This is a genomic window from Burkholderia sp. MSMB1588 (assembly GCF_001546925.1).
In the GTDB taxonomy this organism is placed as follows: domain Bacteria; phylum Pseudomonadota; class Gammaproteobacteria; order Burkholderiales; family Burkholderiaceae; genus Burkholderia; species Burkholderia humptydooensis.
The window spans coordinates 2471241-2495052 of record NZ_LNJS01000001.1 but is presented as its reverse complement, the minus strand read 5'-3'; the positions used below and the strand labels follow the sequence as shown (position 1 = coordinate 2495052).

The 23812-nt window shown below is 68.1% G+C and carries 19 protein-coding genes, 1 tRNA gene and 1 pseudogene; 16 read left to right on the top strand and 5 right to left on the bottom strand.

Translation table 11 applies throughout. From position 1 onward, the window contains the following. Nucleotides 1-80: 80 nt before the first annotated feature. Nucleotides 81-2366: a nitric-oxide reductase large subunit gene (locus tag WS92_RS23000; RefSeq protein ID WP_059933862.1), complete on the bottom strand. Its 2286-nt coding sequence runs from the start codon at nucleotides 2364-2366 to the stop codon at nucleotides 81-83. A 497-nt stretch (nucleotides 2367-2863) separates the two neighbouring features. Next, nucleotides 2864-4030: an alkane 1-monooxygenase gene (locus tag WS92_RS22995; protein WP_059933860.1), complete on the bottom strand. Its 1167-nt coding sequence runs from the start codon at nucleotides 4028-4030 to the stop codon at nucleotides 2864-2866. 483 nt (nucleotides 4031-4513) lie between these two features. Here WS92_RS22995 and WS92_RS33050 point away from each other — a divergent pair. The 16 genes and pseudogenes from WS92_RS33050 to WS92_RS22910 all read left to right on the top strand — a co-directional run. Further along, nucleotides 4514-5231 (top strand): annotated as a pseudogene (locus WS92_RS33050) (FAD-binding domain-containing protein); the annotation flags it as partial. A gap of 95 nt (nucleotides 5232-5326) precedes the next feature. After that, nucleotides 5327-5929 carry an adenylyl-sulfate kinase gene (gene cysC, locus WS92_RS22985; RefSeq protein ID WP_059933857.1) on the top strand — a complete coding sequence of 201 codons (603 nt, stop codon included), beginning with the start codon at nucleotides 5327-5329 and terminating at the stop codon, nucleotides 5927-5929. Between the two features lie 677 nt (nucleotides 5930-6606). After that, on the top strand, nucleotides 6607-7320 hold the full coding sequence (locus tag WS92_RS22980) for an autoinducer binding domain-containing protein (RefSeq protein ID WP_059933854.1): 714 nt from the start codon (nucleotides 6607-6609) through the stop codon (nucleotides 7318-7320). A gap of 542 nt (nucleotides 7321-7862) precedes the next feature. After that, a complete protein-coding gene (locus WS92_RS22970) occupies nucleotides 7863-8873 on the top strand; it encodes an alpha/beta hydrolase family protein (protein ID WP_015600498.1) in 1011 nt (336 codons plus the stop codon). Between the two features lie 99 nt (nucleotides 8874-8972). Continuing rightward, nucleotides 8973-9767 carry a 4'-phosphopantetheinyl transferase family protein gene (locus WS92_RS22965; protein WP_059933848.1) on the top strand — a complete coding sequence of 265 codons (795 nt, stop codon included), beginning with the start codon at nucleotides 8973-8975 and terminating at the stop codon, nucleotides 9765-9767. A 320-nt stretch (nucleotides 9768-10087) separates the two neighbouring features. Further along, the gene (gene hutH / locus WS92_RS22960) at nucleotides 10088-11611 is read left to right on the top strand and encodes a histidine ammonia-lyase (RefSeq protein ID WP_015601965.1); all 1524 of its coding nucleotides are present in this window, start codon (nucleotides 10088-10090) and stop codon (nucleotides 11609-11611) included. A 4-nt stretch (nucleotides 11612-11615) separates the two neighbouring features. Further along, complete coding sequence (gene hutC / locus WS92_RS22955; protein ID WP_006025899.1) at nucleotides 11616-12311, top strand: histidine utilization repressor; 696 nt, start codon at nucleotides 11616-11618, stop codon at nucleotides 12309-12311. 42 nt (nucleotides 12312-12353) lie between these two features. Continuing rightward, a complete protein-coding gene (hutU, locus tag WS92_RS22950; protein WP_045554830.1) occupies nucleotides 12354-14042 on the top strand; it encodes a urocanate hydratase in 1689 nt (562 codons plus the stop codon). Then, a complete protein-coding gene (locus WS92_RS22945) occupies nucleotides 14042-14695 on the top strand; it encodes a HutD/Ves family protein (protein ID WP_059933844.1) in 654 nt (217 codons plus the stop codon). Before hutU ends, WS92_RS22945 begins: the two co-directional genes overlap by 1 nt. Beyond that, on the top strand, nucleotides 14692-15915 hold the full coding sequence (gene hutI, locus WS92_RS22940; RefSeq protein WP_059933841.1) for an imidazolonepropionase: 1224 nt from the start codon (nucleotides 14692-14694) through the stop codon (nucleotides 15913-15915). Before WS92_RS22945 ends, hutI begins: the two co-directional genes overlap by 4 nt. Nucleotides 15916-15928: 13 nt before the next feature. Beyond that, the gene (locus tag WS92_RS22935) at nucleotides 15929-17311 is read left to right on the top strand and encodes a formimidoylglutamate deiminase (protein WP_059933838.1); all 1383 of its coding nucleotides are present in this window, start codon (nucleotides 15929-15931) and stop codon (nucleotides 17309-17311) included. Between the two features lie 173 nt (nucleotides 17312-17484). After that, nucleotides 17485-18291, top strand: a complete 807-nt coding sequence (gene hutG / locus WS92_RS22930; protein WP_059933835.1) for an N-formylglutamate deformylase — start codon at nucleotides 17485-17487, stop codon at nucleotides 18289-18291. Nucleotides 18292-18722: 431 nt separating this feature from the next. Further along, nucleotides 18723-18926: a hypothetical protein gene (locus WS92_RS22925; RefSeq protein ID WP_041861616.1), complete on the top strand. Its 204-nt coding sequence runs from the start codon at nucleotides 18723-18725 to the stop codon at nucleotides 18924-18926. A 135-nt stretch (nucleotides 18927-19061) separates the two neighbouring features. After that, nucleotides 19062-19853, top strand: a complete 792-nt coding sequence (locus WS92_RS22920) for a gamma-glutamyl-gamma-aminobutyrate hydrolase family protein (RefSeq protein WP_059933832.1) — start codon at nucleotides 19062-19064, stop codon at nucleotides 19851-19853. Nucleotides 19854-19885: 32 nt separating this feature from the next. Then, a complete protein-coding gene (locus tag WS92_RS22915) occupies nucleotides 19886-21220 on the top strand; it encodes a glutamine synthetase family protein (RefSeq protein ID WP_006025907.1) in 1335 nt (444 codons plus the stop codon). 34 nt (nucleotides 21221-21254) lie between these two features. After that, complete coding sequence (locus WS92_RS22910) at nucleotides 21255-22682, top strand: aspartate aminotransferase family protein (RefSeq protein ID WP_015600425.1); 1428 nt, start codon at nucleotides 21255-21257, stop codon at nucleotides 22680-22682. Between the two features lie 117 nt (nucleotides 22683-22799). Here the strand turns inward: WS92_RS22910 and WS92_RS22905 are convergent, their stop codons facing one another. The 3 genes from WS92_RS22905 to WS92_RS22895 form a co-directional block, all read right to left on the bottom strand. Then, the gene (locus tag WS92_RS22905) at nucleotides 22800-23000 is read right to left on the bottom strand and encodes a hypothetical protein (protein WP_223873582.1); all 201 of its coding nucleotides are present in this window, start codon (nucleotides 22998-23000) and stop codon (nucleotides 22800-22802) included. A gap of 2 nt (nucleotides 23001-23002) precedes the next feature. Next, entirely contained in the window at nucleotides 23003-23479 is a 477-nt protein-coding gene (locus tag WS92_RS22900; protein WP_059929308.1) for a hypothetical protein, read from the bottom strand. A gap of 220 nt (nucleotides 23480-23699) precedes the next feature. Then, nucleotides 23700-23774 (bottom strand) — tRNA-Val (locus WS92_RS22895). Nucleotides 23775-23812: the final 38 nt, after the last annotated feature.

Genomic DNA, 23812 nt, shown 5'->3' with positions numbered 1-23812 from the left:
GATTGCTCCGGACGGAGGGAGGAGAGGAGGCCGGCGGGCCGTGCGATGCGCACGGCCCGCCGGCGGCGCGAGAGCGGCGCTTACATGCGTTGCGCGGCCTGGCCGACGGCGCGCTCATCGGGCTGCGGCGGCGCGGGCCGGCGCAGCAGGCGAAGCGCGAACCAGCCGAGATACAGCACGCCGAACGCGAACACGATGTCGCCCGGCACGCGCAGCCACACGAGCGCGTTCATGATCGGCGCGTGCACGACTTCCGGCGAGCGTGCGTACCAGAGGCCCTTCGTCACGCTCGCATACGCTTCATAGATGCCCGACGGCAGGATCGACACGAACACCATCATGAAGAGGCCGACGTTCAGCAGCCAGAACGCGGGCTTGAGCAGGCCGTCGCTCCACGCGCCGCGCGCCGACATGCCGCGCAGGCAGAACAGCATCAGGCCGATGCCGAGCATCCCGTACACGCCGAACAGCGCGGCGTGGCCGTGCGCGGGCGTCATGTTCAGGCCCTGCACGTAGTAGAGCGAAATCGGCGGATTGATCGAGAAGCCGAGCAGGCCCGCGCCGACGGTATTCCACGCGCCCACCGCGACGAAGCAGAGGATCGCCCACTTGTACGACTGGATCCACGGCGCGGCGTGCGACTTGCGATACGTCTGCCAGCCTTCGAAGCCGACGAGCGCGAGCGGCACCACTTCGCACGCGGAGAACACGGCGCCCACCGCGATGATCGACGTCGTCGTGCCGGTGAAGTACAGGTGGTGCAGCGTGCCGAGAATGCCGCCGAACAGGAACACGATCGTTTCCATCACGATCGCGCGGTTCGCGCTTTCGAAGCGGATGAGGCCGAGGCGCGCGAAGATGAGGGCGATCACCGCGGTCGCGAACACTTCGAAGAAGCCTTCGACCCACAGGTGCACGAGCCACCATCTCCAGTACTCGATCATCGAGTAGTGCGTGTTTTGCCCCCACGCGAGCGACGACGCATAGAAGAGCCCGATGCACGCGGCGGACAGGAACACCATGCCGATCAGGCCGCGGCCTTCGGTCGCCTTGTTACGCAGCGCGGGCATCAGCGCGCGGCCCATCAGGATCAGCCAGAACAGCAGGCCGACGAAGAGCAGGATTTGCCAGACGCGGCCCATGCTCGTGTACGCGAGGCCCTGATTGCCGATCCAGAACGAGAAGTTCGTGCCGAGATGCTTGAGTGAGCCGAGCCAGCCGGTGACGGTCGAGCCGACGACGATGAAGATCAGCGCCCAGAACAGCACGTCGACGCCGAGCTTTTGCAGCTTCGGCTCGCGGCCGGACAGGAGCGGCGAAATGTAGAGGCCCGTCGCGAGCCACGCGGTCGCGATCCAGAGGACGCCGAACTGCGTATGGATCGTGCGGCTCACGACCCACGGCATCACGTCCGCGAGCGGAATGCCGAAGAAGCTGTGGCCTTCCACCGCATAGTGCGCGGTGATCGCGCCCATGAAGACCTGCGTGAGCAGCAGGCCGATCACGACGTAGAAGTACTTCTTCGTCGCGCGCATCGACGGCGTCGGCTTCACGTTGAAGAGCGGATCGTTGGTCGGGACGGCGAGCGGCGCATCGTGCTCGCCGTGCGCGGTGTGATACCAGACCATCGCGGCGATCGCGCCGAGCAGGATGATCACGCTCGCGATCGACCACATGCCGTTCGCGGCGGTCGGCGTGTTGCCGACGAGCGGCTCGTGCGGCCAGTTGTTCGTATACGTGACGCCCGTTTCGCCGGGACGGTCGGTCGTTGCCGACCACGCGGACCAGAAGAAGAACGACGCGAGCGCGGTGCGGTCGGCCGCGCCCGGAACCGAGCCTGCCGTCATCGCGTACTGGTCGCGCAGCGTGTCGAGTGACGGATCGGCGCCGAACAATGCTTCGTAGTGCCCGGCGACCCGCTGCGCCGCCGCGCGCGCATCCGACAGCGTGAGGCGATCGTTCGCGGCGTCATAGCGGTTCGCACGCATTTCATGCTTCAGGCGCGCATCGAGCATGCCTTGCTGATCGACGGGCAGCTTCTCGTACGGCGCGCCGAATTGCTGGCGCGCCCACGCGTCGCGCAGCTCGAGCGCTTCACGATGCAGCCAGTCCGCCGACCAGTCCGGCGCGACGTAGCTGCCGTGCCCCCAGACGGTGCCGAGTTGCTGGCCGCCCGATGCGAGCCAGACCTGCTGACCGCGCCTGATCTGCTCGCCAGTGAAAATGACGCGCCCATTTTCGCTGACGACCGTGTTCGGTATCGGCGGCGCGGCGAGATAGATGTCTCTGCCGAGCCATAGCAGGACGGCGAATGACGCGAGGCAGACGAGCCCGAGCCATGTCCATGAACGACGTGTGGAGCGCATGACCTCTCTCCTTTCAAGAGGGTGAATGTGGAGAAAAACGTTCAATGCGACGGCGGCGCGACAGGCCGTCGATTAAACATGTACAAAGAATGTATGTTTTAGCGGATGGTATGAGACGGCCATGCGCTTGTAAAGGCTCGATGCCGCGACAGGGCGGCGCGACGGCGTTGCGCGCCGCATCGCGCGGGCCGCTCAGGCGCGCCGATATTGGGCCGCCGGGCGTGGCGGGAAAGGCGGCGTGTCAATTGGTCGCGGGCGGGCGCGACGTCGCGGCGCGAGGTATGGCGGCGATGGGCGTGCGTGCGACGTGAGCGCCGTGTATGCCAGGGACGGCGGCGTTGCGCGGTCGGAAAAAGCGCGATTCAGGCGAGGCGGTTGCGGTCGTTCAGCGCGAGAGGGGCGAAGCAATGCGGGCGAAGCAACGAAACGCGAACGCAAAGCGTCGCGGCGTCCGCGCGCCGGGCCGCCGTGGGGCGGCGTCCCGGCGCGTCATCGAATCATGGCGTGTTCGCGATCGCCAGATTCGCGAGCACCTTCTGCCGGATCGACGGCTTGATGTTCGATTGCGCCATGTCCGCGCCGTAGTGCGCAACGACCCGCGGATTCATCACCCGGAACCACAGCGGCGGCACGTACGCGAGCAGGATCATCGCCGCGTAGCCGGCGGGCAACTGCGGCGAATCGTCGAAGTGCCGCAGCGCCTGATACGAACGCGTCGGATTCGCGTGATGATCGGCGTGGCGTTGCAGTTGATAGAGGAACAGGTTCGTCACGACGTGGTTGCTGTTCCACGAATGCTGCGGCGTGCAGCGCTCGTAGCGTCCGGTCGGCAACTGCTTGCGGCCGAGTCCGTAATGCTCGACATAGTTCACGACCTCGAGCAGCGACGCGCCGTAGGCCGCCTGGATCAGCAGGAACGGCACCACCTTCGCGCCGCCGAACGCGATCGCGGCGCTCCATAGCGCGACCGTCATCGCCCATGCCTGCAGCACCTCGTTGCGCCACGACCAGACCGGGCGGCCGCCTCGCTCGAGCCGCTCCCGCTCGAGCCGCCAGGCGGAGGCGATGCTGCCCGTCACGGTGCGCGGCAGGAACGCCCAGAACGATTCGCCGTAGCGCGCGCTCGCGGGATCGTTCGGCGTCGCGACGCGCACGTGGTGCCCGCGATTGTGCTCGACGAAGAAGTGGCCGTACGCGACGGGCGCGAGCGTGATCTTCGCGAGCCAGCGCTCGAGCGGGCTCGTCTTGTGGCCGAGCTCGTGCGCGGTGTTGATCGAGATGCCGGTCGCCGCGCCGAGCGAGAGCGCGAAGCCGAGATAGTCGTACGATGCGAGCGGCTTCGTGCCGACGATCCAGATCGCGCCCGCGAATGCGACGTAGACAACGAAGGTCGCGAGATAGACGACATGGCGATAGTAGCGGTCGCTTTCGAGCCGGGGCACGATCGATTCGGGCGGATTCTCGCTGTCGACGCCGATCAGCAGATCGAGCACCGGAATGACGCCGAACGCGAAGAGCGGCCCGAACCACCAGAAGATATGCCAGCCTGTCGACAGCGCGAGGAGCGCGGCGAGGAGCGGCAGCGTGATCGTCAGCGCGCCGAGCAGCCACCAATAGCGTTTCGTGTCGGTCCAGTCGGCCGACGCCGGTTGCCGGATTGCCATTGTCTCCCTCCATGTCGGGTACCGATTTTGTTGCGCTTCGATCGATCGCTTGCGCAAGCGATCGCCGTTCGCGCCGACGGGTTCATGCCCGTTGCGCTGATTTATACGTGTTCAATTATCGTTCAGCCAAACATTCGGAATAGGGCGCGACCTCCAAACATCGGCGCGGCCGGCAGGCGTTGCGATACCGCTTGCGTCGGGGGGCGATTCAAACGTCCGCGTATTCCATGATTGCCGAACGGACGACGCGTAAAACCGAGGGTAATTCCGTATATTTTGGGGGGCGGTGCACGAAGCATGAGCGCGCGGCGCCGCGCCCGATACGGTCGGTCCGCGTTGACTTTGTTTCGTTTGTCTTTCATCGGAGTCCGTCCGTTGTCTTCATCCGTCCCGGCCGCGCCCGCCGCCGTCGGGTTTCGCGATGATCTGCGCGTGTACCGTCATCCCGCGCTCGCGCGTGCCGCCGAGTCGGGGCGCCCCGTGATCGAGCTCGACGCGCTCGGGCTCGAGCCGAGCGCCCGGACTGGGCGGGCGGTTTGCGCGAAGCGTGGCGTTTCGGCGAGGACGCGCGCACCGCGCGGCGACGCAGGCGGATCTCGACACGTTTCTGAGCGAGCTCGGCTGGCGGGAGTTTTGCTGGGCTCAGCCCTATCGTTTTCCGGACCTGCCGCGCCGCAGCCTGCGTCACACGCTCGACGGGATGCCGTGGCGCGACGATCCCGCCGCGCTCGCCGCGTTGCGGCGCGGCGCAACGGGCTGTCCGCTCGTCGATGCCGGCATGCGCGAGCGCCGGGCGACGGGCGGGATGCACAATCGCGCGCGGATGGTTTGCGCGTCGTTCCTCGTCAAGCATCTGCTGATCGACTGGCGGGTGGGCGACGCATGGTTCTGGGACACGCTCGTCGACGCGGACGTCGCGCCGTACTTCCGGATCTTCAATCCGGTCGCGCAGGGGAGGCGGTTCGATCCGGACGGCGCCTACGTGCGGCGCTGGGCGCCCGAACTGGCCGGCTTGCCGCCGGCCGCGCTCCGCGAGCCCTGGGCCGCGCCGCCCGCGCAGTTCGCCGCGGCGGGCGTGCGGCTCGGTGACACCTATCCGACGCCTATCGTCGCGCACGACGCCGCGCGCCGGCGCGCGCTCGACTCCATTTGCGACAACCCGATGAAGCCGGTGCTGGAGCATTTAATCTTTTGTAATTAAATCGTCTGCAATAATCCGGGAAGAGCGCATTTTTTATCTTTTTCAGTGGTTAAACTCTCATCTCGCGCCAAAGAGGGTTTGAAAGAGGCTAACGCATGGACATGATGGGCGGTTTTCCGCCGGAGGCGGTCGCTCCGGTCGTATGGATGACGGGGCTGCCGGGGGCCGGCAAGACGACGACGGCGAACGCGCTGCTGAACCGGCTGATCGAGGGCGGCGCGAAGGCGGTTGTGCTCGACGGCGATGCGCTGCGCGCCGGCCTTTGCTCCGATCTCGGCTTTTCCGACGCCGACCGGCTGGAGAACATCCGCCGCTTCGCGCACGTCGCCAAGCTGTTCCAGCGCGAAGGCTATGTCGTGATCGTCGCGACGATCTCGCCGCTGCAGGCGCATCGCGATCTCGCGCGCTCGATCGTCGGGAAAGGCTTCTTCGAGGCCTACGTGGCGACGTCGCTCGAAGTGTGCCGCTCGCGCGACCCGAAGGGGATGTACGCGCGCGCCGAGCAGGGGCGGCTGATGCAGTTCACGGGCGTGTCGGGCGCGTACGAGCCGCCCGTGGCTCCCGATATCCTGATCGACACGACGAACTGCAGCGTCGCTTTTTCGCTCGCCGAAGTCATGGCGCAGCTTGCGCGGGTGAACGCGTTGCCGGCGCAACTCGCCGCCGCCGCATCCGCGCCCGCGACGGCGCTCGGCTGACGGACGTTCGATTCGCGACGCGCGGGGGCTTGCTTGCCGCCCGCGCAGCCGATCACGCGGCGCATCCCCGGCGCTTGCCGCAGCGCTCGTTTTCCTGCTCGTTCTCGTTCGATCGCGCGCCGCCGGCAGGCGTGTCGCGCCGTCCGTCGGCAGACGTTCATCATCTGCCGACTCGCACGCGGAGCGCGTCATTCAACTGACGAATGCGTCGCGCGTGCCTCGCGTCGCAATGCGCCGATTTACCTTTTGGTTAAAAATTGCGATATCACACAAGCCGCACTCACTGCGCGTGTCGATGCACCCATTATCTTTCGCCCGCTTTTCACTCGCTTTTCGCCCGCTCCGCCGATGCTTGCACAAAGGCTTTTTTGAGATGTTCTGGCGTCGCGCGTGAATAATCCGAGCAAGCATTGAGCGATTTCTTCGGCTATTCGAGCAGCGTATGGGGCCGTTTTGGGGAATGAAAAAATCTCATTTGCCCGAAGGTCGCCGCGCATGTGTAATTCGAATCGCATTACACGAAAACGCAAACCGCATAAGCACAATCAATCATAAATACATGCTGATCATTCGGGCCGGTTGATCTTGCCTCGCATTGCCGCGTCGGGCGCGGCGCATCGTACCGCTACGCGAGAAACTTCGGCTTGCCCGAGCATGGAGGTCCGATGAGGGCGGCGATGGGGAATTGGGCAGAGGATCTGCTGGCGGGGCTCGACAGCGCACGATCCGAGGAAGAGGCGTTTCGGAGCATCGAAACCGCGACGACGGCCCTCGATTTCGAATACTGCGCATACGGGCTGCGCGTGCCCTGGCCGCTGTCCAGGCCGCGCATCGAGACGCGCAGCAATTTTCCCGAGCAATGGAAGCGGCGCTATGTCGAGGCGGGTTTTCTCGACATCGATCCGATCCTCGCGCACGGCCGCCGATCGCAGCAGCCGGTCGTCCTGAGCGAGACGCTGTTTGCGTCCTCGCATCAGATGTGGGTCGAGGCGCAGTCGTTCGGACTGCGGTTCGGCTGGGCGCAATCGAGCTTCGACGCATACGGCGGCATGGGGATGCTCGCGCTCGTCCGCTCGTGCGGGCCGGTGACGGAGGCGGAGCTCGACGCGAAGGAATACCGGATGCGCTGGCTCGTGCGCACCGCGCACGCCGCGCTCGGCCGCATGATGTTGCCGAAGCTGATGGCGGACCCGGAGCGCGGGCTGACCGAGCGCGAGGTCGAGGTGCTCAAATGGGCGGCGGACGGCAAGACGTCCGGCGAGATCTCGAAGATCCTCGCGATTTCCGTCGATACGGTGAACTTCCACGTGAAGAACGCGATCCTGAAGCTCAGGACCGCGAACAAGACCGCGGCCGTCGTGCGCGCGGCGATGCTCGGGTTGTTGAGCTGAGCGGGGGCGGGCAAGCCCGGCGTACCGGTATGCCGCCGCAACCCGGCATCGGGCGACGATTCCGGCCGGCGGCGTTCGGCGCACCGCGCCGCGTCGCGCGTTTCAGCGTCCGCGCAATATCGCCACCGTTCGCTCGCGGCTCGGGACGGCAGGTATGGGCCGGCGCATATTGGGTCACGCGCGTTTCGCTCACCGCGCGCCGCCGTTTCCCGACCGGGCGTGGCTCGCTGCCGGCTTCGCGCAAATCGAGTAACGTATCGTTGCTGCGTCGCGGCGGCCATTCAGGCGGCGGCCATTCGGGCCATTCGGCCGTGCGATGTCCGCGCGGCGACATTCGGGGCCGAAGCAATGCGGAACCTGAGCGGACGGCGGCGCATCGGCGCGCGTCGCCGTGCCCGCGCGGCGTCGCAGCATCGCGATGCCGCCCGATTCCGGCGGGCGATCGACGGACGTGCATCCGCCGGTCCGCGGCCGACTGACGAGAGCGGACGGCCGCGCGGCGCCCCGCCCCGACAAATCGAAGATATAAGGAGACGATAGATATGCCGGACCCGCAACCCGACGCCATTCCGCCCGAGCCCTTCATCGCGCCCGCCGCCGACGGCTTTCCCGTGCGCGGTTTCGCGTGGCGGCATCGCGGCCCTGCGGCGGGCAGGCCGGTGACGGTCGTCAATTGCGCGACGTCCGTGCGCTGCCGCTATTACTTCCGCTTCGCCGCGTATCTGTTCAGCCACGGCAGCGACGTGCTCGTCTACGACTATCGCGGCATCGGCGAATCGCGGCCCGCCTCGCTCGCCGGCTTTCACGCGACCTGGCTCGACTGGGGCCGCCTCGATTGCGACGCGGTGCTGCAATATGCGGCGCGCACGTTTGCAGGCCAGCCGGTCGACGTCGTCGCGCACAGCGTCGGCGGCGTCGTGCTCGGGCTCGCGGCGTCGAATCCGCTCGTGCGCCGCGTGCTCACGGTCGGCTCGCAATATGCGTACTGGCGCGATTACGCGGGTTCGCACCGGCTGCGGATGCTGATCAAATGGCATCTCGCGATGCCGGTTCTCGCACGCGTGTTCGGCTACGTTCCGGCCAAGCGGCTCGGCTGGATGGAGGATACGCCGCGCGGCGTCGCGCTGTCGTGGAGCCGCAGCCGGCCGCGCTTCGAGGACGCGTACGTGCGCGCGCCGCTCGACGAGACGTCCGATGCGCGGCGCGATCTCGTCGAGCGCTTCACGCGCCTCACCGCGCCGATGCTCGCGATCGGCCTGTCGGACGACGAGTTCGGCAGCGTCGAGGCGGTCGAACGCCTGCTCGGCTATTACACGCGCAGCGCGGTCACGCATCTGCGGATCGCGCCCGAGCAGATCGGCGCGGCGTCGATCGGGCATTTCGCGTTCTTCCACAGCCGCTTCGAACCGACGCTCTGGCCGATCGCGCTCGGCTGGCTGAAGACGGGCGCGCTCGCGCCCGGGACGCCGGGCGACGTCTATCGGCAGTCGTCCCCGCCCGAGCGCGGGCTCGCGGCGCGCGACGAAGCGGCAGGACGGACGGCCGCGGGCTGAGCGGCGCGAGAGACGGCCGCGGCCGGCTGCGGCCGGCGCGCGCGAAGATCCGTTACCATCGAGCGCTTTCCACCGCCTGCACGACATGCACCGCCGCCGATGCGCCAGCCGCCCGACGCCGCCTTGCCGTTCCCGACCGACGCCGCCTTTCGGGCCGTCGAACTGTCGCCGCCCGCGGCGGCGCAACGCGCCGGCGTGCGGCTCGTGCGGCTCGATTTCGATTTCGACGCCGCGCACCGCACATGCGCGCTTGCGTGGCTGAGCGACGCCGAGCGAGAGCGCGCTCGCCGCTTCATGCGCGCGGAGGACACGCTGCGCAGCGCCGCGACGCGCGCCGTCGTGCGCGGCGTGATCGGCGCGGCGCTCGGCTTGCCGCCCGCCGAGTTGCGGATCGTCGCCGACGCGTCGGGCCGCCCGCGGCTCGCGCCCGAGCATGCGGCGCGCGCGCCGACGCTCGACTTCAACGTATCGCATTCGGGCGCGCACGCGCTGATCGCATGGAGCCGCGCCGTGCGTGTCGGCGTCGACATCGAGGCGCGGCGGGCGGACGTCGACTGGAGGTCGCTTGGCCGCTCGGCGTTCGCGCCCGCGGACGCCGCGGCGATCGACGCGCTGCCCGCTGACGAACGCGAATCGGCGTGCTACCGCGTATGGGCGGCGAAGGAGGCGCTGCTGAAGGCGCTCGGCACGGGGATCGGCGGCGGCCTGACCGCGTTTTCGGTGCTCGCCGGCGGCGGCGCGCCGCCGGGCGCGGGCCGCGCGCCCGTCGTCGGCGTCGTCGATCCGACGTCGGCCGCGAGCGGCGTGGCGGCGTTCGACGCCGCATGGCTCGACGCGCCCGCAGGCTATGCGGCCTGCTTGGCGTGGCGGCGCGCCGGGCAGGGGGCGTTCTAGCCGCGGTGCGCGGCGGCGCGAGATTGGCATCGGCGTTCGCCCCGTTGCGTCGTCCCGCCATGCCCCGCGCCATTCCGTGGCCGGCGGATTCCTCACGGCCTTGCATGGCGATTGCGATGCGTGCGGCCATCAAGGGGCGATCACCGGCGATCACCGGCGATCGCGAGCTATCGCGGATCATCGCGGCGTCGACTGCGCTCACGAGCGCGCCGGCCCTAGGGGAAACTCCTAGCCCCGGTTTTTGAAAAACAAGTTGTCTATACAACATCGAATCACTACACTCGTCTCATTCCGAAAACTTGTATAGACAGGACCCCTTCATGATCACGCTGACCCCAGGCCGCCTGACTCTCCCGCAACTGCGCCGGATCGCCCGCGAGAACGTGCAGATCGCGCTCGACCCCGCGAGCTTCGCCGCGATCGACCGGGGTGCGCAGGCCGTCGCCGACATCGCCGCGAAGGGCGAGCCGGCGTACGGCATCAACACGGGCTTCGGACGCCTCGCGAGCACGCACATCCCGCACGATCAGCTCGAGCTGCTGCAGAAGAACCTGGTGCTGTCGCATGCGGTGGGCGTCGGCGAGCCGATGGCGCGCCCCGTCGTGCGCCTCCTGATGGCGCTCAAGCTGTCGAGCCTCGGCCGCGGCCACTCGGGCATCCGCCGCGTCGTGATGGACGCGCTCGTCAAGCTGTTCAACGCCGACGTGCTGCCGCTCATCCCGGTCAAGGGCTCGGTCGGCGCATCGGGCGATCTCTCGCCGCTCGCGCACATGTCGGCGGTGCTGCTCGGCATCGGCGACGTGTTCATCCGCGGCGAGCGCGCGAGCGCGACGGACGGGCTGCGCGTCGCGGGCCTTGCGCCGCTCACGCTCGAAGCGAAGGAGGGCCTCGCGCTCCTGAACGGCACGCAGGCGTCGACCGCGCTCGCGCTCGACAACCTGTTCGCGATCGAAGACCTGTACCGCACGGCGCTCGTGTCGGGCGCGCTGTCGGTCGACGCGGCGGCGGGCTCGGTGAAGCCGTTCGACGCGCGCATCCACGAGCTGCGCGGCCATCGCGGCCAGATCGACGCGGCCGCCGCGTACCGGTCGCTCCTCGACGGCTCGGCGATCAACGTGTCGCACCGCGACTGCGGCAAGGTGCAGGACCCGTACAGCCTGCGCTGCCAGCCGCAGGTGATGGGCGCGTGCCTCGACCAGATCCGCCACGCGGCCGGCGTGCTGCTCGTCGAAGCGAACGCGGTGTCGGACAACCCGCTGATCTTCCCGGACACGGGCGAGGTGCTGTCGGGCGGCAACTTCCACGCGGAGCCCGTCGCGTTCGCGGCCGACAATCTCGCGATCGCGGTGGCCGAGATCGGCGCGCTCGCCGAGCGCCGCATCGCGCTCCTGATCGACGCGACGCTCTCCGGCCTGCCGCCTTTCCTCGTGAAGGACGGCGGCGTGAACTCGGGCTTCATGATCGCGCACGTGACGGCCGCCGCGCTCGCGTCGGAGAACAAGACGCTCGCGCATCCGGCGTCGGTCGATTCGCTGCCGACGTCGGCGAACCAGGAGGACCACGTGTCGATGGCGACGTTCGCCGCGCGCAAGCTCGCGGACATCGCGGAGAACGTCGCGAACATTCTCGCGATCGAGCTGCTCGCCGCCGCGCAGGGCGTCGACCTGCGCGCGCCGCACGAAACGAGCCCGGCGCTGCGGCACGCGATGAAGACGATCCGCGCGGACGTCGCGCACTACGATCTCGACCATTACTTCGCGCCCGACATCGCGGTGATCGCGCGGCGCGTGCGCGAGCGCGCGTTCGCGACGCTGAGCCCGCTGTCGTTCGAATCGGAACAATAAGACGATGAGCACACCCGCCTATCAGGAAATCAAGGACTTCATCCTCGCGCGCATTCACGCCGGCGAATGGGCGGAAGGCGATCAGGTGCCGTCCGAGAACGAGCTCGCGCGCGAGTTCAAGGTCGCGCGGATGACCGTCAACCGCGCGCTGCGCGAGCTGACGGCCGAGCAGGTGCTCACGCGCATCCAGGGGGCGGGCACGTTCGTCGCGCGGCCGAAATACGAATCGACGCTCGTCGCGATCCGCAGCATCTCCGACGAAGTCGCCGCGCGCGGCCACAAGCATCATGCGCGCGTGCTCGACCTCGTCACGATGAAGGCCGACGAGGCGCTCGCCGACGAAATGCAGGTGCCGCTCCACACGAGGCTCTTCCGCTCGGTGATGCTGCACTACGAGAACGACGAGCCCGTGCAGCTCGAGGAACGCTGGGTCAATCCGGCCGTCGCCGCGGATTACGCGGAGCAGGATTTCTCGGCGATCACGCCGAACCAGTACCTGACGCGTGTCGCGCCGCTGCAGCGCGTCGAGTACCGGATCGAGGCGGCGATGCCCGATCGCGCGATGCGCGAGGAGCTGGAGATGAGCGAAGCCGAACCGTGCCTCGTGCTGCATCGGCGCACGTGGTCGCAGGGCGTCGTCGCCTCGGTCGCGAACCTCTGGCATCCGGGCAGCCGCTATCGCTTCACCGGCCATTTCTGAACGCTTGACGAACCTTCACATCCTTTTCCGGGAGCAGTTGCGATGAACCACCCGAAACACATCGATCCGCGCCTCGATCCGACCCGCGTGATCCGAGCGCCGCGCGGCAGCGAGAAGACCTGCAAGAACTGGCTCGCCGAGGCCGCGTACCGGATGATCCAGAACAATCTCGATCCGGAGGTCGCCGAGCATCCGCACGCGCTCGTCGTCTACGGCGGCATCGGCCGCGCGGCGCGCAACTGGGACTGCTTCGACCAGATCCTCGCGTCGCTGAAAGACCTGAACGGCGACGAGACGCTGCTCGTGCAATCGGGCAAGCCGGTCGGGGTGTTCCGCACGCACGAGAACGCGCCGCGCGTGCTGATCGCGAACTCGAACCTCGTGCCGCACTGGGCGACGTGGGACCACTTCAACGAGCTCGACCGCAAGGGCCTGATGATGTACGGCCAGATGACGGCGGGTAGCTGGATCTACATCGGCAGCCAGGGGATCGTGCAGGGCACCTACGAGACGTTCTTCGCGGTCGCGAACCAGCACTTCAACGGCGATCCGGCGGGCCGCTGGATCCTGACGGGCGGGCTCGGCGGCATGGGCGGCGCGCAGCCGCTCGCGGCGACGATGGCGGGCTTCTCGATGATCGCGGTCGAGTGCGACGAATCGCGGATCGACTTCCGCCTGAAGACGCGCTACGTCGACAGGAAGGCGAAGACGCTCGACGAAGCGCTCGCGATGATCGACGAGGCGAAGCGCGCGGGCAAGCCGGTGTCGGTGGGCCTCCTCGGCAACGCGGCCGACGTGTTCGCGGAGATCGTCGCGCGCGGCATCACGCCGGACTGCGTGACCGACCAGACGAGCGCGCACGATCCGATCAACGGCTACCTGCCGCAGGGCTGGAGCGTCGAGCAGTGGCGCGAGGCGCAGAAGGTCGATCCGCAGAGCATCGTGCGCGCGGCGAAGCAGTCGATGGCGGCGCAGGTGCGCGCGATGCTGACGCTGCAGGCGCGCGGCGCGGCGACGCTCGACTACGGCAACAACATCCGCCAGATGGCGCTGGAAATGGGCGTCGAGAACGCGTTCGACTTCCCGGGCTTCGTGCCCGCGTACATCCGGCCGCTGTTTTGCGAAGGCAAGGGGCCGTTCCGCTGGGTCGCGCTGTCGGGCGATCCGGAGGACATCTACAAGACCGATGCGAAGGTCAAGGAACTGATCCCCGACGATGCGCACCTGCACAACTGGCTCGACATGGCGCGCGAGCGGATCGCGTTCCAGGGGCTGCCCGCGCGGATCTGCTGGGTCGGCGTGAAGGATCGCTATCGCCTCGGCCAGGCGTTCAACGAGATGGTGAGGAACGGCGAGCTGAAGGCGCCGGTCGTGATCGGCCGCGACCACCTCGACACCGGCTCGGTCGCGAGCCCGAACCGCGAGACGGAGGCGATGAAGGACGGCTCGGATGCCGTGAGCGACTGGCCGCTGCTGAACGCGCTGCTGAACACGGCGGGCGGTGCGTCGTGGGTGTCGCTGCATCACGGCGGCGGCGTCGGCATGGGCTTCTCGCAGCATGCGGGCGTCGTGATCGTCGCCGATGGCACCGATGCCGCGCACGAGCGCCTTGGCCGCGTGCTGTTCAACGATCCGGCCACGGGCGTGATGCGTCACGCGGACGCCGGCTACGAGCTCGCGCAGCGCACCGCGAAGGAAGCGGGCCTGAAGCTGCCGATGCTCGGACGCTGATGCGGGCCGCGCCGTCCCCGATGCGCGCGACGCTGATCCGCGCGGACGCGCTCGTTGCGTCGCCGTGGAAGAACGGCGGCGGGGTGACGCGCGAGATCGCCGCGCATCCGCCGCGCGAGGGCGCCGGCCACGGCGCGCTCGACGCGTTCGCGTGGCGCGTGAGCGTCGCGGACGTCGCGGAGCCGGGGCCGTTCTCGCGCTTTCCCGGCGTCGACCGCACGCTCGTGCTGCTCGCGGGCGCGGGGATGACGCTCGTCGGCGCGGACGGCGCGCGGCACGCGCTGCGCGCGCCGTTCGATCGCGCCGCGTTCGCGGGCGAGGCGGCGATCGCGGCCGAGCTGCACGACGGCCCGACGCGCGACTTCAATCTGATGATCCGGCGCGACGCCGCGCGCGGCGGCGTCGACGTATGGCGCGGCGGCGCGGCGCACGCGCTGCGCGCGGACACCGTGCTGCTGTTCTGCGCGAGCGGCGCGCCCGTCGTCGACCTCGGCGGCGGCGCGAGCGTCGCGCTGGGTGCGTTCGACACGCTGCGCATCGACGCGCCAGCGCCCGCGAACGGCGAGCTGCGGTGCGCGGTTCGCGGCGACGGCGCGCTCCTCGCGGTCGGCGTGACGCTTCTTCAAGACAATGCACAAGGCTCGAGCGGATGAAATCGATTCTCTGGCACAACCTGAAGCTGTGCGCGCACGGCGACCCGAACGACACGATCGCGGACGCGGCGATCGCGGTGAACGGCGACGGCACGATCGCGTGGACCGGGCGCGCGAGCGACGTGCCGGCCGGCTACGTGCACTGGTCGCGCGAGGACCTGCGCGGCGCATGGGTGACGCCCGGCCTCGTCGACTGCCATACGCACCTCGTCTACGGCGGCCAGCGCGCGGACGAGTTCGCGCAGCGCCTGGCGGGCGCGAGCTACGAAGAGATCGCGCAGCGCGGCGGCGGGATCGTGTCGACCGTGCGCGCGACGCGCGACGCGAGCGAGGCGACGCTCGTCGAGCAGGCGGCCGCGCGGCTGCGGCCGCTTCTCGCCGAGGGCGTGACCGCGATCGAGATCAAGTCCGGCTACGGGCTCGAGCTCGCGAGCGAGCGCCGGATGCTGCGCGTCGCGCGGCAGCTCGGCGAGCGCTTTCCGGTGAGCGTCTACACGACGTTCCTCGGCGCGCACGCGCTGCCGCCGGAATACGCGGGCCGCGCGGACGAATACGTCGACGAGGTCTGCGAGCGGATGCTGCCCGCGCTCGCCGACGAAGGGCTCGTCGACGCGGTCGACGTGTTCTGCGAACGGATCGGCTTCACGCTCGCGCAGAGCGAGCGCGTGTTCGAGGCGGCCGCGCGGCGCGGGCTGCCCGTCAAGATGCACGCGGAACAATTGTCAAATGGCGGCGGCGCCGCGCTCGCCGCGCGTTATCGCGCGCTGTCGGCCGATCATCTCGAATATCTGGACGAGGCGGGCGTCGCGGCGATGCGCGCATCGGGCACGACGGCCGTGCTGCTGCCGGGCGCGTACTACTTCATTCGCGAGACGAAGCTGCCGCCGATCGATCTGCTGCGCCGCCACGGCGTGCCGATCGCGCTCGCGACCGACCACAATCCGGGCACCTCGCCGCTCACGTCGCTGCTGCTGACGATGAACATGGGCTGCACGCTCTTCAAGCTGACGGCGCAGGAGGCGCTGCTCGGCGTCACGCGCCATGCGGCGGCGGCGCTCGGCGCAGGCGACCGGCACGGCTCGCTCGCGCCGGGGCGGCAGGCGGACTTCGCGGTGTGGGCGGTATCGACGCTCGCGGAGCTCGCGTACTGGTTCGGCCGGCCGCTGTGCGAGCGGGTCGTGAAGGGCGGCGTGACGGTGTTCGCGCGCGAAGTGCGCTGACCGGAAGACGAGCATGACGATGATCGAATCGATGTTGTTTGCCGAGCATGCGTATCTGCCCGGCGGCTGGCAGCGCGACGTGCTGCTGCGCTGGGATGCGACGGGCGCGCTCGTCGACGTGAGCGCGAACGCGGCGGCGCCCGCGCGCGTCGCGCGCGCGAGCGGGCCGCTCTTGCCCGGCATGCCGAACCTGCACTCGCACGCGTTCCAGCGCGCGATGGCGGGGCTCACCGAATATCGCGCGAATCCGTCCGACACGTTCTGGAGCTGGCGCGACCTGATGTACCGCTTCGCGCTGAAGATCACGCCCGACGCGCTCGCCGCGGTCGCGCGCTGGCTCTATGTCGAGATGCTGAAAAGCGGCTACACGTCGGTGTGCGAATTCCATTACGTGCATCACGCGCCGGACGGCACGCGCTATCCGCGGCTCGCGGAACTGGCGGCGCGCGTCGTCGGCGCGGCGCGCGACGCGGGCATCGGCATCACGATGCTGCCCGTCGCGTATCAGTACAGCGGCTTCGGCGAGCGTGCGCCGCGCGACGACCAGCGCCGCTTCATCAACACGCCGGACGCGCTGCTCGCGCTTCTCGGCGCGCTGCGCGGCGAACTGCCCGAGCACGGCGGGCTGCGCTACGGAATCGCGCCGCATTCGCTGCGCGCGGTGTCGGAGAGCGGGCTGCGCGAACTGGTCGGCGCGCTGCCGGCCGACGCGCCGGTCCACATCCACATCGCCGAGCAGACCGCGGAAGTCGACGATTGCGTGCGCGCGTACGGCGCGCGGCCGGTGCAGTGGCTCATCGACCGCTTCGACGTGAACGCGCGCTGGTGTCTCGTCCATGCGACGCATCTCGACGCCGCCGAGACGCACGCGCTCGCGCGCAGCGGCGCGATCGCGGGCCTGTGTCCGACGACCGAGGCGAACCTCGGCGACGGCATTTTTCCGGCGGTCGACTATCTCGCGGCGGGCGGCACGATCGGCATCGGCTCGGACAGCCACGCGAGCGTCGACTGGCGCGCCGAGCTGCGGCTCTTCGAATACGGGCAGCGGCTCGCGCGGCGCGAGCGCAACGTGCTTGCCGATGCGGCGCAGCCGCGCGTGGCGGACCGGCTGTTCGCCGCGTCGCTCGCGGGCGGCGCGCGCGCGGCCGGGCGCCCCGTCGGCGCGCTCGAGGCAGGCCGGCGCGCCGACTGGATCGTGCTCGATCCCGCGCATCCGTCGATCGCCGAGCACGGCAGCGACACGTGGCTGTCGGGCGCGGTGTTCGCCGAGCATGGCGACACGCCGGTGCTCGACGTGTACGTCGGCGGCGAGCAGGTGGTGAGCGCGCGCCGGCATCGTGACGAAGAGGCGGCGTATGCCGGATACCGCGCGGCGCTTGCGCAGCTATTGAGCTAAAGCGCGGCCGCGTTGCGCGAACGCAGGGCGCTACGAAGGGGCGGCAACGCGGACGCTTCGCAACGCGGTTAGGATAGGTTCGGCATCCGGCGCGGCGGCCCGCCGCCGCGTGCGCCGCAAGAATGGCCGGCGAGCCGTGCGGCTCGCCGCATCATCAACGAGGTCGAACGATCATGAACACCGCATCGCATCCGCCGGTATTCACGCTGCATCGCGGCACGCTGCCGCTGCTCGTGTCGATACCGCACGCGGGCACTCACATTCCCGATGACATTGCCGCGACGATGACGCCCGTCGCGCGCCACGTCGACGATTGCGACTGGCATCTCGAGCGTCTGTACGATTTCGCGAAGAGGCTCGGCGCGTCGGTGCTCGTGCCGTCGCACGCGCGCTATGTCGTCGACCTGAACCGTCCGCCCGATGATGCGAATCTCTACCCGGGCCAGGACACGACGGGCCTCGTGCCTGTCGATACGTTCGACAAGACGCCGCTGTACGCGCACGGCAGCGAGCCGACCGTCACCGAGATCGCGCGCCGCCGCGCGCGCTACTGGGCACCGTATCACGATGCGCTCGCGGGCGAGCTGCAGCGGCTGAAGGACGCGCACGGCCGCGTGCTGCTGTGGGAAGCGCACTCGATCCGCTCGCACGTGCCGCGCTTTTTCGACGGCCGGCTGCCGGACTTCAACTTCGGCACGTCGAACGGCGCGAGCGCCGCGCCCGGTCTCGCCGACAAGCTGGCCGCGCTCGTCGACAGGCACGGCGGCTACACGTCGATCGCGAACGGGCGCTTCAAGGGCGGCTACATCACGCGCCACTACGGCGCGCCGGAGCAGGGCGTGCAGGCGGTGCAGCTCGAACTCGTGCAGGCGACCTACATGGACGAAGCGCGGCCTTATTCGTATGACGAAGCAAAGGCGCAACGGATCGCGACGCTGCTTGAGGCGCTCGTGAGGACCGCGCTTTCGCGACCGATTTGAAACGAACGCAACGGACGCATGTTTCGTTCGCGATTCGCATGTGCGTTGCGGGAAGCGAGCGTATCAACCGATCATTATTCGGATTCCGATCGAGCCTCGCGCCGATGCCGCGCAATACGCGCATGTGCCGGCATCGATCGTCGAATATTTTAAGCAACGCTTGAGCCGAGAGATCAGGGAAAACCCCGGCTTCGTAATGTTGAAACCGAATTGACGGCGTTTCCAGTTACGATAAGCTGATTGTCAGCTAGCCGTCACATCGATCGCGGCGGCGTCCGTCGACGTTGCCGCCACTCGCGAACGGGCTGCTGCGACGTTCGCGACGATCGACCGGCTGGCCGAGCGGCGGCGCATGCGAAGTCGCATCGCCGCTTGCCGCGTTCAATACTTTAAACAGTCAGTCGAGTGTGATCGTGAGAGTCCAAGGCCCCTTGGTCGGACGGGATCGAAGTCGGCGCGCGAGTCTTGCGCACGCCGTCGATGCCGCCGCCGACGGCTGCGGCAAGCATCTCGCCAGCCGAAGCCTGTCCATCTTCCCCTCCGTGTCCCGGCGCTCCGTGCGCCGCCACAACGCGGTCGCCGCGCGCGCCTACATGGCGGTGCACGACGACGGCATCGCGTCGCTGTTGCCCTAGCGCCTCTTTTCGTCGCTCGCCGGGTCGTCCGCTGGTTCGTCGTTACCGCGCGCCGTTGCATGGTGCGAAGTCCCGCCGACGCCTCGTCGCGCGCCGTGCATGCGTTCGTCGCGCGTGTCGAATGGAGGAATCGTGATGAATGAACACCTCGACGCCGGGCAGCGGCCTGTCGTCGGCGTCTGCGCGGATCGCAAGACGATCGGCCTGCATGTCGCGCACGTCGCGGGCGAGAAGTACCTGAATGCCGTCGTCGACGGCGCACATGCGCTCGCGATCGTGCTGCCCGCGCTCGGCGAGCGGCAGCGCGCGGACGAGTTGCTTGCGCTCGTCGACGGCCTGCTGCTGACGGGCAGCTATTCGAACGTGGAGCCCGCGCGCTACGGTGGCCCGGCGAGCGCGCCCGGCACGCTGCACGACGCGGCGCGCGACGCGACGACGCTGCCGCTCGTGCGCGCCGCGATCGACGCCGGCGTGCCCGTGCTCGCGATCTGCCGCGGGATGCAGGAGCTGAACGTCGCGTACGGCGGCACGCTGCATCAGGCGGTGCACGCGTCGGGCGGCCACGCCGATCATCGCGAGGACCTGCTGGCGTCGGTCGACGCGCAGTACGGCCCCGCGCATCCGGTCCGGCTCGTGCCGGGCGGCCTGCTGCATCGGCTCGTGGGGGCCGGGACCGTCGACGTCAATTCGCTGCATGCACAAGGCATCGAGCGGCTCGGCGACGGGCTGACCGTCGAGGCGCGCGCGCCCGACGGGCTCGTCGAGGCGATCGGCGTGCGCGACGCGCGCGCGTTCGCGCTCGGCGTGCAATGGCATCCCGAATGGCGATTCGACGGCAATCCGCTGTCGCGAGAAATCTTTGCGGCGTTCGGCGCGGCGTGCCGCGCCCGAAGACGCAGGACGGCCGCACGCGCGCTGCGCGCGTGACGGCCGTCGAAGCTTATCGAAGAGAGGCTCACATGCAAGACATCGATGATTTTCTGAGGCAGCACCGGATCACCGAAGTGGAAGCGATCATCCCCGACATGGCGGGCATCGCGCGCGGCAAGATCATTCCGCGCAACAAGTTCGAAACCGGCGAATCGATGCGCCTGCCGCAGGCGGTGATGGTGCAGACCGTCACCGGCGACTACCCGGAGGACGGCACGCTCACGGGCGTGACCGATCCCGACATGGTGTGCGTCGCCGACGCGTCGACGATCTGCCTGATTCCGTGGGCGGTCGATCCGACCGCGCAGGTGATTCACGATTGCGTGCATTTCGACGGCTCGCCCGTCGAGATCTCGCCGCGCTACGTGCTGCGCCGCGTGCTCGACCTGTATCGCGCAAAGGGATGGAAGCCCGTCGTCGCGCCGGAGCTCGAGTTCTATCTCGTCGACATGAACAAGGACCCGGACCTGCCGCTGCGGCCGCCCGTCGGGCGCACGGGGCGCGCGGAGACGGGGCGGCAGTCGTACTCGATCGAAGCCGTCAACGAGTTCGATCCGCTCTTCGAGGACATCTACGAATACTGCGAACTGCAGGGCCTCGACATCGACACGCTGATTCACGAAGTCGGCGCCGCGCAGATGGAGATCAACTTCCTGCACGGCGACGCGCTGTCGCTCGCCGACCAGGTGTTCCTGTTCAAGCGCACGGTGCGCGAAGCGGCGCTGCGCCACAACATGTACGCGACGTTCATGGCGAAGCCGATGGAAAACGAGCCGGGCTCGGCGATGCACATTCATCAGAGCGTCGTCGACATCGAGACGGGCCGCAATCTCTTCATCGGCGCGAGCGGCGATGCGACGCCGATGTTCCGCAGCTATCTTGCCGGCCTGCAGAAGTACACGCCCGCGCTGATGCCGATCTTCGCGCCGTACATCAACTCGTATCGGCGGCTCTCGCGCTTCATGGCCGCGCCGATCAACGTGCAGTGGGGCTACGACAACCGCACGGTCGGCTTCCGGATTCCGCATTCGGCGCCCGCCGCGCGGCGGATCGAGAACCGGATTCCGGGCGTCGACTGCAACCCGTATCTCGCGATCGCGGGCACGCTCGCGGCGGGCTACCTCGGCATCACGCAGGCGCTCGAGCCGACCGAGCCGATCGCGAGCGACGGCTACAGCCTGCCGTATCAGTTGCCGCGCAATCTCGAGGAGGGGCTCACGCTGATGAGCGCGTGCGCGCCGCTCGCCGAGATGCTAGGCGAGAAGTTCGTGATGGCCTACCTCGCGTTGAAGGAAACGGAGTACGAAGCATTTTTCCGCGTGATCAGCTCATGGGAGCGCAAGCACCTGCTGCTGCACGTTTGAGCGTGCGTGCGCACGCCGCATTAAGGAGATCAAAGTGACGTATCGAACCGAAGACATCGCCTATGTAGAACCGCTGCACGCGAGCGCGTCGCGACAGCGCCGCACGAGCGCCGAATACCGCGCGCTCGACGCCGCGCACCACATTCACCCGTTCTCGGACATGGGCTCGCTCAATCGCGCGGGCAGCCGCGTGATCGTGAGGGCCGAAGGCGTCCATCTGTGGGATTCCGACGGCAACAGGATCATCGACGGCATGGCCGGCCTTTGGTGCGTGAACGTCGGCTACGGCCGCGACGAACTGATCGAGGCCGGCAGCCGCCAGTTGCGCGAGCTGCCGTTCTACAACACGTTCTTCAAGACCACGCATCCGCCCGTCATCGAGCTGTCCGCGCTGCTCGCGGAAATCGCGCCGCCGGCGTTCAACCGCTTCTTCTATTGCAACAGCGGCTCCGAGGGCAACGACACGGTGCTGCGCATCGCGCATCAGTACTGGCGCACGCAGAACCGCCCGCAGAAGAAGTTCGTGATCTCGCGCAGCAACGGCTATCACGGCTCGACGATCGCGGGCGCGACGCTCGGCGGCATGAGCTACATGCACGAGCAGATGCCGTCGAAGGTCGAGCACGTCGTCCACATCGATCAGCCTTATTACTTCGGCGAAGCGGGCGAGGGACAGACGCCCGAGGCGTTCGGGCTCGAACGCGCGCGGCAGCTCGAAGCGAAGATCCTCGAACTCGGCGCGGAGAACGTCGCGGCGTTCATCGGCGAGCCGTTCCAGGGCGCGGGCGGCGTGATCTTCCCGCCGTCGACGTACTGGCCCGAGATCGAGCGGATCTGCCGCCAGTACGACGTGCTGCTCGTCGCGGACGAAGTGATCGGCGGCTTCGGGCGCACCGGCGAATGGTTCGCGCATCGGCACTTCGGCTTCGAGCCGGATCTGATGACGCTCGCCAAGGGCCTGACGAGCGGCTACGTGCCGATGGGGGCCGTCGCGCTGTCGGACCGGATCGCCGACGCGCTGATCGCGCACGGCGAGTTCAACCACGGGATGACGTACTCGGGGCATCCGGTTGCGGCGGCGGTGGCCGTTGCGAATCTGAAGGTGCTGCGCGACGAACGGATCGTCGAGCGCGTGAAGACCGATACCGGCCCCTACTTCCAGCAGTTGCTGCGCGAGACGTTCGCGAACCATCCGATCGTCGGCGAGATCGCGGGCGCGGGGCTCGTCGCGGGCATCCAGCTCGCGCGCGAGCCGGGCGCGCGCAAGCGCTTCGAGAACGGCGGCGAAGTCGGCACGATCTGCCGCGACTACTGCTTCAACGGCAACCTGATCATGCGCGCGACGGGCGACCGGATGCTGCTGTCGCCGCCGCTCGTGGTCTCGAAGCCCGAAATCGACGAGATCGTCGAGAAGGCGAAGCGCGCGATCGACGCGACGGCGAAGCAGTTGGGCTTCGCGTGATGCAGGGTGGGTGGCGTCGGGTGTGCGCGCGTCGATCACGGTGACGGAGCGATACGCATATGGGGCACGCGGCGGTACAACTGCTCTTGCCGGTTGAGTAAGACGGCTTGGTCGGCGCTACTTGTCTCGATACCGTTTCAGCTCTTTTCGAAGTCGGTGATTGTCCAAAAGCAGGGCGACGAAAACGACGGTCGCCAGGATAAGGGTGCTCCACTTGCCGGCGCCGATTGAAAACAGCCATGCGAGGCCCGCGCATAGAACTGCGACGCCGAGTAGCGCAGCGCGATCAATCCACCACTCACGGGAACGGGTCTTCATGGTCATTTCGCGAATTCGGGTTGCTTGGTCGACAGGCCGCGGCGCGCATACATAAGGCGGTTCGTCGCGTTGTCATCGAAGATTTCCGGGTGAGTCTGCAGGTGAAACAGCAGGGTGCTCGGAACGCGGATTGCCGCCTCGAACTGGAATCGTTGGACGGCTCGCGAGATGTCAGTCGAGCTGCCGCATTGCGCATATTTGCCGGTGGCGACCATGAGGCTGCCGACGGCCGCGCCGACATACCACGATGCATAGATTCCGCCGGCCGCTAGCAGCTTCTCCGGCAAAGTGGTTGCGCCGATCAGTTCGGCAAGCGTTGCATTCCTGCCGAGCCGGTCGACTGCTGCGACGAGTGCGCCGACGCGTGTAAGCAGGGTGGTTTGGGTGCCGTACCAGCTCGACGGCACATCAAGGCCGAGCGCCTCCATGTTTTGCTTGAAAGCTTGGTAGAACGCTGTTCCCGTGCAGGCTATAGACATTTGATTTCCCTCGGATTTTTGTATTTGGAAGCCCGGGCAGGATGCCATAGCGCGCGATGGGCTGGCAACTGGTGGGGTCGGTGGGGCGTTGGGTGCGAAAAAAAAGCCCCGCAAGTGCGGGGCTCTTTTGCTTATCAACTGAATGCTGGTTCGGGGTGTCCGTTGAGGATCTGCCTGAGCCAGTCTTTAAGGCGCTGCCAGAGGCTACGCTTGAATTCTTTGGTGGGCGGTACTGGGATCGAACCAGTGACCCCTGCCGTGTGAAGGCAGTGCTCTACCGCTGAGCTAACCGCCCAAAGAGCCTTGAATTATGTCAGAGCTTTTCCACTTCGT

Coding starts and splice junctions, on each gene's coding strand:
- WS92_RS23000 (WP_059933862.1), bottom strand. CDS start 2,366: ATGCGCTCCACACGTCGTTCATGGACATGGCTCGGGCTCGTCTGCCTC.
- WS92_RS22995 (WP_059933860.1), bottom strand. CDS start 4,030: ATGGCAATCCGGCAACCGGCGTCGGCCGACTGGACCGACACGAAACGC.
- cysC (WP_059933857.1), top strand. CDS start 5,327: ATGGACATGATGGGCGGTTTTCCGCCGGAGGCGGTCGCTCCGGTCGTA.
- WS92_RS22980 (WP_059933854.1), top strand. CDS start 6,607: ATGGGGAATTGGGCAGAGGATCTGCTGGCGGGGCTCGACAGCGCACGA.
- WS92_RS22970 (WP_015600498.1), top strand. CDS start 7,863: ATGCCGGACCCGCAACCCGACGCCATTCCGCCCGAGCCCTTCATCGCG.
- WS92_RS22965 (WP_059933848.1), top strand. CDS start 8,973: ATGCGCCAGCCGCCCGACGCCGCCTTGCCGTTCCCGACCGACGCCGCC.
- hutH (WP_015601965.1), top strand. CDS start 10,088: ATGATCACGCTGACCCCAGGCCGCCTGACTCTCCCGCAACTGCGCCGG.
- hutC (WP_006025899.1), top strand. CDS start 11,616: ATGAGCACACCCGCCTATCAGGAAATCAAGGACTTCATCCTCGCGCGC.
- hutU (WP_045554830.1), top strand. CDS start 12,354: ATGAACCACCCGAAACACATCGATCCGCGCCTCGATCCGACCCGCGTG.
- WS92_RS22945 (WP_059933844.1), top strand. CDS start 14,042: ATGCGGGCCGCGCCGTCCCCGATGCGCGCGACGCTGATCCGCGCGGAC.
- hutI (WP_059933841.1), top strand. CDS start 14,692: ATGAAATCGATTCTCTGGCACAACCTGAAGCTGTGCGCGCACGGCGAC.
- WS92_RS22935 (WP_059933838.1), top strand. CDS start 15,929: ATGACGATGATCGAATCGATGTTGTTTGCCGAGCATGCGTATCTGCCC.
- hutG (WP_059933835.1), top strand. CDS start 17,485: ATGAACACCGCATCGCATCCGCCGGTATTCACGCTGCATCGCGGCACG.
- WS92_RS22920 (WP_059933832.1), top strand. CDS start 19,062: ATGAATGAACACCTCGACGCCGGGCAGCGGCCTGTCGTCGGCGTCTGC.
- WS92_RS22915 (WP_006025907.1), top strand. CDS start 19,886: ATGCAAGACATCGATGATTTTCTGAGGCAGCACCGGATCACCGAAGTG.
- WS92_RS22905 (WP_223873582.1), bottom strand. CDS start 23,000: ATGAAGACCCGTTCCCGTGAGTGGTGGATTGATCGCGCTGCGCTACTC.
- WS92_RS22900 (WP_059929308.1), bottom strand. CDS start 23,479: ATGTCTATAGCCTGCACGGGAACAGCGTTCTACCAAGCTTTCAAGCAA.